This is a genomic window from Tolypothrix tenuis PCC 7101, assembly GCF_963874875.1.
Taxonomy (GTDB): domain Bacteria; phylum Cyanobacteriota; class Cyanobacteriia; order Cyanobacteriales; family Nostocaceae; genus Aulosira; species Aulosira tenue.
The window spans coordinates 106637-117750 of sequence record NZ_CAWNJS010000003.1; the positions used below are offsets into that span (position 1 = coordinate 106637).

14 protein-coding genes are annotated in these 11114 nt (G+C 42.0%); 1 reads left to right on the forward strand and 13 read right to left on the reverse strand.

Features of this window, described 5'->3' with window-relative positions; translation table 11 throughout:
- Nucleotides 1–2 precede the first annotated feature (2 nt).
- The 10 genes from AACU25_RS35765 to AACU25_RS35810 form a co-directional block, all read right to left on the reverse strand.
- Entirely contained in the window at nucleotides 3–476 is a 474-nt protein-coding gene (locus tag AACU25_RS35765; RefSeq protein ID WP_096585198.1) for a universal stress protein, read from the reverse strand.
- A gap of 30 nt (nucleotides 477–506) precedes the next feature.
- Nucleotides 507–2366 carry an alpha-glucan family phosphorylase gene (gene glgP, locus AACU25_RS35770; RefSeq protein WP_096585201.1) on the reverse strand — a complete coding sequence of 620 codons (1860 nt, stop codon included), beginning with the start codon at nucleotides 2364–2366 and terminating at the stop codon, nucleotides 507–509.
- Nucleotides 2367–2581: 215 nt separating this feature from the next.
- Nucleotides 2582–2896 (reverse strand): DUF5676 family membrane protein, encoded by a 315-nt coding sequence (locus tag AACU25_RS35775; protein WP_096585203.1) that lies wholly within the window; start codon nucleotides 2894–2896, stop codon nucleotides 2582–2584.
- A 60-nt stretch (nucleotides 2897–2956) separates the two neighbouring features.
- On the reverse strand, nucleotides 2957–3652 hold the full coding sequence (locus AACU25_RS35780; protein WP_096585206.1) for a TVP38/TMEM64 family protein: 696 nt from the start codon (nucleotides 3650–3652) through the stop codon (nucleotides 2957–2959).
- 21 nt (nucleotides 3653–3673) lie between these two features.
- Nucleotides 3674–4327 (reverse strand): methyltransferase family protein, encoded by a 654-nt coding sequence (locus AACU25_RS35785; protein ID WP_096585209.1) that lies wholly within the window; start codon nucleotides 4325–4327, stop codon nucleotides 3674–3676.
- A 27-nt stretch (nucleotides 4328–4354) separates the two neighbouring features.
- Nucleotides 4355–4585 carry a DUF2933 domain-containing protein gene (locus AACU25_RS35790; RefSeq protein ID WP_096585212.1) on the reverse strand — a complete coding sequence of 77 codons (231 nt, stop codon included), beginning with the start codon at nucleotides 4583–4585 and terminating at the stop codon, nucleotides 4355–4357.
- 35 nt (nucleotides 4586–4620) lie between these two features.
- Entirely contained in the window at nucleotides 4621–6798 is a 2178-nt protein-coding gene (locus tag AACU25_RS35795; protein ID WP_096585215.1) for a heavy metal translocating P-type ATPase, read from the reverse strand.
- 19 nt (nucleotides 6799–6817) lie between these two features.
- Nucleotides 6818–6991: a YHS domain-containing protein gene (locus AACU25_RS35800; RefSeq protein WP_096585218.1), complete on the reverse strand. Its 174-nt coding sequence runs from the start codon at nucleotides 6989–6991 to the stop codon at nucleotides 6818–6820.
- A gap of 56 nt (nucleotides 6992–7047) precedes the next feature.
- On the reverse strand, nucleotides 7048–7749 hold the full coding sequence (locus tag AACU25_RS35805; protein ID WP_096585221.1) for a DUF305 domain-containing protein: 702 nt from the start codon (nucleotides 7747–7749) through the stop codon (nucleotides 7048–7050).
- 389 nt (nucleotides 7750–8138) lie between these two features.
- Nucleotides 8139–8411: a thioredoxin family protein gene (locus tag AACU25_RS35810; protein WP_096585454.1), complete on the reverse strand. Its 273-nt coding sequence runs from the start codon at nucleotides 8409–8411 to the stop codon at nucleotides 8139–8141.
- Here AACU25_RS35810 and AACU25_RS35815 point away from each other — a divergent pair.
- The gene (locus tag AACU25_RS35815) at nucleotides 8394–8690 is read left to right on the forward strand and encodes a hypothetical protein (protein WP_190445664.1); all 297 of its coding nucleotides are present in this window, start codon (nucleotides 8394–8396) and stop codon (nucleotides 8688–8690) included. The two genes, AACU25_RS35810 and AACU25_RS35815, sit on opposite strands and share 18 nt — an antisense overlap.
- Nucleotides 8691–8839: 149 nt before the next feature.
- Here AACU25_RS35815 and AACU25_RS35820 read toward each other — a convergent pair whose 3' ends face one another.
- From AACU25_RS35820 to AACU25_RS35830, 3 genes are all read right to left on the reverse strand, one after another.
- Entirely contained in the window at nucleotides 8840–10033 is a 1194-nt protein-coding gene (locus AACU25_RS35820) for a phytochelatin synthase family protein (RefSeq protein WP_096585226.1), read from the reverse strand.
- A 66-nt stretch (nucleotides 10034–10099) separates the two neighbouring features.
- The gene (locus AACU25_RS35825; RefSeq protein WP_096585229.1) at nucleotides 10100–10561 is read right to left on the reverse strand and encodes a DMT family transporter; all 462 of its coding nucleotides are present in this window, start codon (nucleotides 10559–10561) and stop codon (nucleotides 10100–10102) included.
- Nucleotides 10562–10585: 24 nt separating this feature from the next.
- Nucleotides 10586–11101, reverse strand: a complete 516-nt coding sequence (locus AACU25_RS35830; RefSeq protein WP_096585231.1) for a DMT family transporter — start codon at nucleotides 11099–11101, stop codon at nucleotides 10586–10588.
- Nucleotides 11102–11114 lie beyond the last annotated feature (13 nt).

An 11114-nucleotide genomic window follows, 5' to 3' on the forward strand; every position in this document is an offset into this window, starting at 1 on the left:
TATTATGGCACTATTAACACGGAACAAAAAGTATGATGAAGTACATAATTGCTAACACGACCCAAAACAAATTCTTCCATACCTGAAAGCCACCGCAGCCGTCCAATTACAATCAAGTCTGCTTGACAATTTCGCGCAAATTCACAAATGGTTTCGCCAGGTTGACCAACGTGTTGTTTGTATTCTACTTCTACACCTGCTGCTGTTGCTTCTGTTGTGTATAAACGCAACATCTCTAACTTTGGCTGGGAGAATTTATCTAACATTTTTTGGCTATATTTTACGGCTTCGCTGTCTTTATCTGGATCATAGTAATTTAACAGTTCAGAGTTATCTAGATATCCATCTTCTTCAGGACATACAACATTAAATATCATCAAGTTAGCCTTGGTGAGCTTTGCTAGAGAAAGTGCTTTTTCAAAAACACGCTTGCTAACTTTAGAACAATCTATTGCAACCAGAATCTTGTGAAACATAAAAATATCTCCTGAGTTTTAGAAAAACCTTCAGGGCAGATAGGCATTCGTGACATACTGCTGTACCATACGGTGGGTATTGAAAAATGAAGCATTTAGTGCGATCGCATGTCGCATTAAATCCACCCACCGCTCGCGCTCTTGATAAAACATTGGAGCTATTACGTTTTTCAACTTCTGATATAAGTCCTCTGCATCCTGGCGGTTCAGGACATCTGAACCAGAAAACTCTGGTTCTCTAAAACCAATAGACCAACCAGTCACCCCTTCGATATGTCCCTCAATCCACCAACCATCGAGTATGCTGAAACTGGGAACACCGTTATGTGCTGCTTTCATACCCGATGTTCCAGAAGCTTCTAAAGGTCGCTGTGGCGTATTGAGCCATAAATCCACGCCAGATACAATCAGCTTGGATAGCTCCATGTCGTAATTTTCCAAAAAAACTATAGGTATCTGCTTCTGTAATTGGTGAGAAATTTCAAATATCCGTCGAATTAACTCTTTGCCAGCATAATCTTTGGGGTGCGCCTTACCAGCAAAAACAAACTGTAAAGAACCAACCTGTTTGGCAATTTCCAAAAGTCGATCAATATCGGAAAAAATTAAATCTGCTCGTTTGTAAAGAGTAGCTCTGCGAGCAAAGCCAATCGTCAGAGTCTCCGCAGACAAAGAAAAATGAGTTTGTTCCTGAATGTAAGTTAAAAGACGAGCTTTAGCCGCTAAATGGGCTGACCAAATCTCCTTTTGGGGAATGCTAATAGCGTGCCTAAGCATGGATGGATCGTTACTCCAGCTAGGAATATATCGATTGTATAGGGTTCTAAAGCTGTCACAAGTCCATGTCCATGAGTGAACACCATTTGTGATGTGGTGGATGGGGTAGCCGGGGAACATTTCTTGCGAAACTTCCTCGTGCCGCTTGGCAACACCGTTGACATAGTGGCTCAAGTTTAGTCCTAGCATAGTCATGTTGAGGCGATCGCGTCCCCCCAACATTTGCAGTACATCAAACGGCACTATGTGTCCCAAACTATACTGCACTAAGCCGTAGTCAAACTGGTCGTGTCCTGCTGGAACAGGGGTATGAGTAGTAAAAACGCATTGATTTCTGATGCTACTAAAATCCCATGTTTCTGTATTTATCCCGTTTCGTTCTTTTAGCAACTCTAAAAGCAGCAAACTGGCGTGTCCTTCGTTCATATGGAATCTTTCAATTCCCCTGTAACCGAGGACGTTGAGCATTCTGACACCACCAATTCCCAGCAGAATCTCCTGGGCTAGTCGATATCGCTCATCTCCGCCATAGAGAACATCAGTTAAAGTACGGTCATAATCGGTATTTTGCTCAACACCAGTATCTAGCAAAATTAAAGGGACGTTGTAGTTACTTAAGCCAACAATGTCATATTGCCAAGCTCGAACTTGTACAGTTCTCTGTTCAATTTCGACCTGAACAGTTTCAGACAAAAGGTGCAGGAAATGTTCGGGACTCCACAAAACAGGAAATTCCTGCTGTCCTCCCCACTCATCCAGCTTTTGGTGAAAGTAACCTTTGCGATAGAGTAGACTTACCCCAACCGCAGGTATTCGCAAATCGGCAAAGGATTTCAAAGTGTCGCCAGCCAGTATACCTAAGCCGCCACTGTAAGTTGGCATAGCAGAACCAACAGCCACCTCCATCGAGAAATAGGCAACCCGCCGATTTTCTTTGGCTTCGTCGTAACTAGTGGTAGTTAATATGGTGATGTATAGCTCTGGATGCTGAAAAAATTTGTTTCGACAGAATTCGGAGCAGAAGTGAATTGTTTGCTCCTGGTAAAAGGCAGTGATCTCTCTGCCTGGTTGAACGGTCATGCCACAAACTGGGTCTTTTAAAATAGGGTTCATAGGTTTTCTTTTATTTTGATAGTTATTAACCCTTGTGATGCCCAATCTTTATTTTTTTCGAGTATAAAGCCACATTGTTATCAACTTAATATTCCTGTAATTTCTCCCTACCCTACTGGCATAGGTGATAGCATCAACCGTAGGGTAGGATGAAAATTTTTGCAATAATACATTACTGCCAGATTTACAAAGGCTTTTCATGTATATTGAGTTTTTTACCTAGTTGCAAAGCTGTTGTAGAGCCGAGCTATCAGGGCAGCATATAAAGCTGTGCCTACAGTCCAAAATAAAAGACCAACAATAAAGCTTCCCCAGGTAATCACCCTAGCAATATTAGTCAAGTCCATGTGCAGGACATAACTAAAAAAAGCCATTGCTGCTTTTGGTGCTATTGCTACAAACAGAATGCAGAGTATATAAACTAAGCCTGTAATGATAGCTGTAGCCAGGGAAAGAGATCGCGTGTTTAACTTGTTAATAGAGTGCCTGACATTATGTTGATTTTCTCGATGATGACTTTGCGATAGCATAATTCACCTCTGATTAACTGAGTGGAAAGCTTGAATAAATTCAATTTTTTAAAAATATATTTATTCCACACGCACAATATCTCTCATTCCTAACCAGTTATAGCGTCTAATCAACCAAGGCAACACTATAATTACAATGAGGAAAATAACAGAAATAACCATTCCTAAAGGTGTACCTATGCTTAATGCTCCTCCCATATATGTAAGTAAAAATGTTGAAGGAATCATGCCTAAAAAAGTAGCAAGGGCATATTTAGGGAGAGAAATACCAGCGATTCCCGCAGCGTAGCTAATCAAATCGAAAGAAAATATTGGCAGCATCCGAGTAATAAAAATTAACCAGCTTAGATATGTCTCTCCTTTGTTTTTCGAGAAATAAATGATTTTACCAGTTAAAGCTTTTATTGCCGCTCGCCCCAAAGTTCGTCCCAAAAAATAAGCAATTAAACCACCTAGAAAACCTCCTATTATACTGTAGATTCCTGCTATAACTGCTCCCCAAATAGTGCCAGCTATAACTGCGAGTGGCGCACTGGGAATAGGACTAATAACTACAGATAAAGCCAAAATACCAATATAGACAAATGGGCCAAGTAAGCCTAAATTTTTAACCTTTTGTCTAAATCCTTCCGGTGTTAATATATTTACCTGGGGATTCAGTAGCCAATAACAGACGGCTAAACATAGGAGCAAAATTGCCAATGCAAAGGCGTTTTGACGATTAAACAGGATTTTGATTCTTTCCTGTCTTTTCACTTACTTAGTTCTCCCAATATTTTAGGTATTACTTCTCTTGGTGCTGTCTCCCAGACGAGGGAAAAAAGCTGGTATATTGCTGGTATAGCGATCGTACTCTGCACCAAATTCTGCTCGCACCTCACGTTCTTCTTGGCGTGCCAGTCGTGTATACATCCACACCAGCACTGGAAACATCAATAATGTGAGAATTGTCGGCCACTGAAGCAAAAAACCGAACATGATAGTGATAAAAGCTAAATACTGGGGATGGCGAATTGTTGCATAAGGGCCAGTAGTAGCTAATGTGTGAGAACGCTGGGCTTTGTACAGCACCTCCCAAGCTGATGCCAATAAGATAAACCCACCAAAAATGAGGATGTTACTCAAAATATGCAACACATTAAAGTGAGGATTGCCTTTCATACCCAGCATTGTCCACCAGAGATGTCCTACATCATGGGAAAGTAAATCCAACTTTGGATAGCGGCTTTGCAACCAACCTGAAAGTAGGTAAATTGTTAAAGGTATGCCGTACATTTCAGTGAACAAAGCCATGATAAAGGCAGAAAAAGCACCAAAGGCTTGCCAATCACGGGGACTTTTTGGTTTTGTAAAGCTGAACGCAAAGATGATAAATACCAAAGAGTTGATAATCACCAAAGACCAAAGACCGTAGGCGGGTGCGTTGTTCATTTCTTATTTCCTGTTGATTGATATTTTTTACCGAGATGAACGATCATTTCCGTCACTGTGTCCGCCGTGTCCACCATGTCCTCCGTGCATAAATAAGTGCATGAATGGGCAGGCTAAAAGTAACAAGTAGGGCAGAATTCCAGCTAGATGTGCTAAGTGTTCAGTGATGAGAAAAAATGCAGCAATGGCCAGGAAAACATATAAGGCTATTTTGGCGGGGCTTCGCCACCAACTATCTTGACTAGATTGATGATTCATAGAATTTTTCCCCCAATGCAGTTAGCAATTGCAATTCAACTTGTTGATAATTTGAATCCTTTCAACAGCGATGAATTAACAATCACTGACAAGGAACTCAAAGCCATCGCAGCTGCGGCAATCATTGGGTTGAGTAAACCGAAGGCAGCGATAGGAATGCCAATGGAGTTATAGATAAAAGCCCAGAATAGGTTCTGTTTAATTTTGAGCATCGTGGCACGAGATAGGCGAATCGAGGTGACAACATCTCGCACATCGTTTTTAACCAAAATGATCCCGCCTGTTTCCTTAGCCACATCCGCACCAGAACCGATCGCAATCCCAATGTCAGCAGTTGCTAGGGCTGGTGCGTCATTCACTCCATCTCCCACCATTGCCACAACTTCGCCGCGTCGTTGAATATCTTTAACGACTTGGGCTTTATCACCGGGTAATACCTCAGCAATTACTTTATCGATTCCTAGTTGACGAGCGATCGCTTCGGCAGTACGCTGGTTGTCTCCAGTGAGCATCACAACTTTGACCTTTTCCCGACGCAAAGCTGCGATCGCTTCCTTGGCTTCAGGTTTGATGGTGTCCGCTACTGCCACAATCCCCATCAACAGACCATTACAACCAACCAGCATGGCTGTTTTACCATCAGATTCCAGATGAGTCAATATCTCTTCTGTTGCCGGATTTATCTGATAGCCTTGCTCGCGGAACAAGCGGCGATTACCCAGCAAAATCCTATCTCGATTGATTTCTCCCCGAATCCCATGTCCGGGAATTGCCTCAAAATTACTCACTTTGGGAATATCTAGCATCTGGTGTTTGGCTGCTCGCACAATTGCTTCACCCAAAGGATGTTCTGAACCCGCTTCTACCGCCGCCGCTAACCGCAGAATTTCATCGTTTGGGCGTTCTGCCAAGGGTACAATATCCGTCACACTAGGCTCACCACGAGTCAAGGTTCCAGTTTTGTCGAAAATTACGGTAGACAGCTTTTCAGCTCGTTCTAAAATTTCACCACCTCGAATCAAAATCCCGCCTTCTGCTCCCTTACCCACACCAACCATCAACGCGGCGGGAGTAGCAATACCCAAAGCACAAGGACAAGAAATAATTAACACAGCAATAAATGCCAGTAAAGCTTGCGGAAAGTTCCCGACAAGTAACCAACCGAGAAATGCCAGTACCGCAATTCCCACAACCGCAGGCACAAAATAACCCGTTACTTTATCTGCCAACCGTTGGACTTGAGCCGTACTTGTCTGGGCTTCCTCCACAATTTTGATGATTTGAGCTAAAGCCGTTTCCGCCCCCACACGAGTCGCCCGAAAACGGAAAAGTCCGGTTCTGTTTAAAGTACCACCAATCACCGCAGATTCGGCTTGCTTCTCTACTGGTAGTGACTCCCCTGTCAGCATTGACTCATCTACAGATGAAGATCCATCCAGCACAATTCCATCCGTCGGTACTTTTTCTCCCGGACGGACAACAACTGTTTCATCCACCATTAATTGCTCTGCCGGAATTTCCATCTCCATACCATCTCGGATGACTCTGGCGGTGGCAGGTTTTAAATCTAGAAGTTTGCGTACTGCTGCCGATGAGTTCTTTTTGATAATTTCTTCCATATACTTGCCTAGTAAAACAAAGGCAATGACGACGGCAGAAACTTCAAAATAAACGCTACGTTCCTCAACTCCAACAGGTAGAGCATTAGGAAAGAAAATCACTGCCACACTATAGAAATAGGCAACGCTGGTTCCTAAAGCAATCAGGAAATCCATGTTTACATAGCGGCTTTTGATGGCATTCCACGCTCCCACGTAAAATGACCAGCCACCAATGAACTGTACAGGGGTAGCCAGGATAAAAAGCCAGACTCCCCAAGTAAACCAGGGTAGAGCAGAAATCGGCACCCAGCTTAAGATACTTATGCCTGCTGCCAGTCCCAAAAATGCAGCCGCTCGCATAATTGCTAAAAGCAGTACCCCCGTCATGGCAACGGTAACGCGAGTCCGCATTGATTTGAGTTCCCTCTCAGGATCTAAAAATGTGTTTAAGCAAGTTTGGCTGCAAAAATAGTAATTGCGTCCACCTCTTTCTGTCCTCAAGGATGTGGCTTTAGGTACTGTCATGCCACAGATAGGGTCTTTCGCCATCCCGCCTGGTTCGGGTATAACGCTTGCGTGTTTATGTCCCCGATGCTCGTGAGTTCTTGCCATCTTTCAGTGAACTCCTTCATCATGCTGGTTGTGATTCAAAGGTATGCAGGCAAGTCTGGCTGCAAAAATAGTAAGTCTGTCCGTCTCGCTCGGACTTCAATGCTGTAGCCTTTTCTACAGTCATGCCACATACTGGGTCTACAGCAGTCTTTTCACTATCTTGTGGGCGTTTGCGTCTAAAAAAATTCCACATAATTGACCTCCTTGAGAGCAGATGTCAATCGTGTCAGGTCAAAATCTCTCCGGAATTCAACTTTCTTCGGGGTTGGATTTATACCAGGCCTGATACCACTGCTGCATCTGGTTAATTTCAGCTGTTTGAGTTTTAATGATGGACTGAGCTAAATTACGAATTTCTGGCTTGGTAGCTTTTTGAGTCGCCATCTGCGACATCATTACAGCCATACGATGATGAGGAATCATCTGACGGATAAATTCTTTGTCAAAATCTGGTGCATTTTTCAAGGCTGCCAAATCTACATTCATACCCATCATGTTGCAGTTCATCGGCATTTTCATCATGCCTGGGTTCATCTGTTGGCACATACGCTGATGCATTGCCATCATTTCTTGACGAGTCATGGCTGTTACAGGTACTTCTTTCCCGTACCATGCCTTGTACCAAGTTTTCATTTGCTGAATTTCGCGGTTTTGTTCTTGTTTAATAGCTTGAGCTAGCTTTTTAATTTCTGGGTGTTGAGCGCGACTTAATGCGATATCAGCCATTTCCACTGCTTGAGTGTGATGAGGAATCATCATTTCAATGAAATGTTGATCCATATTAGTCATCATCCCTCTTTGGGGAGGAGGAGTAGTTTCTGTAGATGGGTGATGAGTATTGTGTTCTGAGTTTGAAACCTGAGCTTGTGCGTTATTTAAAATTACTAATCCAGCGAGCGTACCACTGGTTAATAGACCGGCCAAGCCATACAAAAATGTTTTTGTTTTCATAGCCCCACCTTGTTTTAGGAGTTAAAGACAACTTATATTTATGAAATTATCGAGAGATTGTGAGGAACTTGTGAGACGAAAAATCTTAAATTAAACTCAATAAAATTGCTCAGAAATCAAGTAATATGCAAGTTTTGTTGGCTTCACTTTTCTTGCAAAAATCAAGTTATTTTTTTCCAATCAAATAGCTAGATCGTTTTATCTTCAACAAAAACCTATACTTTAAGATTTACATCTAGAGATGAAAAGAGGATGAAATATTTTTCTTATACACGTTTCTTTACATAATCAAGGCGATCGCATCCTTACTGGTGTCGTGATAGATGCGATTGCCCGAAGGACACTGCTAAAGGCAATCGCGCTTTTTGGACTTTGTTTGACATCCATACTTAATTCAGTGGTTGACCCACACCCACTGCTAGCAATTGGTCACGAGTTGGTTTACCTGTCAGCACTAACACTCCGTTGATAGCGATGGCTGGAACTGACTGAACTCCATAATGTTCAGCTTTCGCTAGATAAGTCTGCTGCTCCTGATTTGAACGCAAATCATAGACTAATACTTCACAATTTGAACAAGCTAATTCTTGCACTGTACGGACTGTTTCATCACAAAGAGGACAATTGGCTGTAAATATCTCAATTTGACGTTTATTTCTGATGGATTTAGACCTCAATTTAATGAAGTCAGCCAACCTTTGAATTATGCGGCTAGAGCGATCGCTCTAGCTTTGATGGATAGTTCAACTGCTTTTATTTGGCAGACAAGCGATCGCATGGGTAACATCTGGTGGATTATTGATGATTCACTGATCGGAAATCGTTTCCATGCGTTATCTGAAGAGGAAGTTCGCGCTTGGCTTGCACAACATCACTATGCTAAACCTAACTCATCACAAAGTATTTCAAGTGATGTAGACTTTATTATCAAAAAAATCTAGTTTATAACAAACAGAAAGGCAGAGGTAATACCAATTCTGTATGAAGACACACTCATCTAAAAGAGAAAAAACTTAAACAGGAAGAAATGTAGAGATCTTACGTATAAGGTCTCTACAGAGATTACACAAATATGCAAACTGTTGTAGATTTAATTTGATAATGTTTGAAATAAATTCTGTAACGCTAACATTTGTTCTTTTAAGCTAACTACTTCCTGACGCATCAGTGGCGGCAGCCTATCGACTTCTCGGAGTTGATATATCTGAGAACGCAAATGCTCATTTAGCGGTTGATAAATTTCCTCTGGACAAGATAAAAGAAACATTGTTAGCAAATGAGCTAAGTTTTTCTCTTGGAGTTGCCATTTTCCTGTAACAGAAGTTTCCGAGCAATTTCTAGTCAACAGTACGTCTTGAACAACTGTCCATAAAGGATGCGATTTAATTTCTTCCAATAAACAGCACCATATCTCAAAAAATTCATTTGATAGATGATCTCCAGTAATGCAGAGAACAGAAGTTAACTCTGGTGGCAAATTTATTAATATCGTATCCAGTAACGCAAATAATGAATCTGGCTGTTCTTGAGCTAGTAAAGTTGGTGCAATATCCTTAAAATAAGGCGCAACTATCGCCCATTGATGTATATCAACTCCTACATGAAAGAAGTTTTGACTGGAAATATTCTTATTAGAAATAAGGATATAGCCACGACACTTACCAGTTGCAGTATCAGTGGGTTGTAGAGCATCCCATAAAACAGTTAGGGGAATCCAGTGAGGTGGGTATTTAAAACGAGCTACATCTAAAAGCAACACAAGGTCACGTTCCGGATGGTATCCTCCCACTGGTGAAAAGTGTCCATCCCCAGTTTGTCCTACAACTTGTCGTGAATAGCAAACAACTAAATGTAAACCTTGAGGTAGAAAGGTGGCTTGCTTAACAGCTTCTCGGAACTCTTGTAGGTTGCTTTGGTCGTAACGATAAGGTTGTACTTTAGCTCCATTGCAACGCGCTAAACAGACAAATTCGTCAAAAGTAATGCCTTGATTTTTAACTGCACTCAGTGGTTGGCAACATTCGAGAAATTCTTCACCGTACCATCTCCATACACCTTTCCAAATTCGCCCAGGATCAATTGATAAGGCGTTGAGAACCATGACCAACGTACCTAACCCGCAAAAAGCTGGCTCTGATTGGGTATGAAATTGTTCGGCAAGGGGAAAATAACCCTCCATACCCCCTAATGCGATCGCTTCTTGAAAGATTTTTCGTCCATCAGGGGAAGCAAAAGAAATACTAGGAGGAGGTAAGGGACGACGATAAAATCCTTCAGTATCCATGAACAAAGAAAATCCCAAATATGATGGATTGAATTATTGCAGATATTCAGATATATCATTGGTTAGTTATCTGTTGTGTTTAGCATCTAATTGTGTAAGTATAACTGCGGCTAATAAAAGCCCAGTTCCTAATAATCTGGGCGCACTGACGATATGACTCATAACCCCAAATAAACCAAACTGGTCAATGATCAGTGACATCAGCATCTGTCCAAATGCTACAGCCATTGTTGTGTTTGTCAAACCTAATTTAGGAATGCTGAGAGTATTGAGCGTTACGTAAGTTGCTCCCAAAACACCGCCAAAGAAAGCCCACCAAGGAGCTTGAGACAATTGATTGAGGGATAGTGGGCCGATGACTCCCAGCACCATCAGTAGTGCTAAAGTTGTAAATCCAATAGTGAAATTAACAGTAGCAGCACCGATCGCGGAACGAATTACTTGCATTAATCGAACATTAGCAGCACTACCATAAGCAAGCAGTCCGCCAGCAGAACCAGCACCAGCGATCGCTAGCAAAATTTCCATACTAATACTCCAAACTAAAAATTGTTATTTCAAAGTGAGAAAAAAAACGGCTAAGAGTAATAACGCTCCAGCAATGCGTCGGTTAGGCGTGAGACGACGAGGCTGCACTGAGAGCCATCCAAAATGATCTACCAGCATCCCCATGAAAGATTGACCACTGACAATCAACGCAATTGTGAGCGTAGTTCCCAAGTTAGTTGTCAAGTATGCACTTGAGGTTATGTACCAAGCACCCACCAATCCGCCACAAAAAGCCCACCAAGGTGCTTTGGGTAACGCAGACCAATTTGGTCGTCCGAATTTGCCAGTTAATAGAAGACTTACGAGAACTATAGTGCCTACGAAGTAGGAAATATCTCCAGCTAGAGGGAAAGAACCTATTGACCGAGCTAACTGAGCATTAATTGCTGCTTGAATAGGCAGTACGGCTCCATTAAAGAAAGCAATTAACAGAGAAGGTTCAGGGGGACGAATTAAGGTTGAAACAGTGGGAGATTTTGAAACAGTGGTTTTTGTTGAGGGTAAATGGATGATGCTCATAGCTGTTAGTCCA

Excerpts from the sequence above, each read along its gene's own strand:
- AACU25_RS35825 (WP_096585229.1), bottom strand. The coding sequence starts at position 10,561 with ATGGAAATTTTGCTAGCGATCGCTGGTGCTGGTTCTGCTGGCGGACTG.
- AACU25_RS35795 (WP_096585215.1), bottom strand. The coding sequence starts at position 6,798 with ATGGCAAGAACTCACGAGCATCGGGGACATAAACACGCAAGCGTTATA.
- AACU25_RS35805 (WP_096585221.1), bottom strand. The coding sequence starts at position 7,749 with ATGAAAACAAAAACATTTTTGTATGGCTTGGCCGGTCTATTAACCAGT.
- AACU25_RS35800 (WP_096585218.1), bottom strand. The coding sequence starts at position 6,991 with ATGTGGAATTTTTTTAGACGCAAACGCCCACAAGATAGTGAAAAGACT.
- AACU25_RS35820 (WP_096585226.1), bottom strand. The coding sequence starts at position 10,033 with ATGGATACTGAAGGATTTTATCGTCGTCCCTTACCTCCTCCTAGTATT.
- glgP (WP_096585201.1), bottom strand. The coding sequence starts at position 2,366 with ATGAACCCTATTTTAAAAGACCCAGTTTGTGGCATGACCGTTCAACCA.
- AACU25_RS35785 (WP_096585209.1), bottom strand. The coding sequence starts at position 4,327 with ATGAACAACGCACCCGCCTACGGTCTTTGGTCTTTGGTGATTATCAAC.
- AACU25_RS35765 (WP_096585198.1), bottom strand. The coding sequence starts at position 476 with ATGTTTCACAAGATTCTGGTTGCAATAGATTGTTCTAAAGTTAGCAAG.
- AACU25_RS35830 (WP_096585231.1), bottom strand. The coding sequence starts at position 11,101 with ATGAGCATCATCCATTTACCCTCAACAAAAACCACTGTTTCAAAATCT.
- AACU25_RS35775 (WP_096585203.1), bottom strand. The coding sequence starts at position 2,896 with ATGCTATCGCAAAGTCATCATCGAGAAAATCAACATAATGTCAGGCAC.
- AACU25_RS35790 (WP_096585212.1), bottom strand. The coding sequence starts at position 4,585 with ATGAATCATCAATCTAGTCAAGATAGTTGGTGGCGAAGCCCCGCCAAA.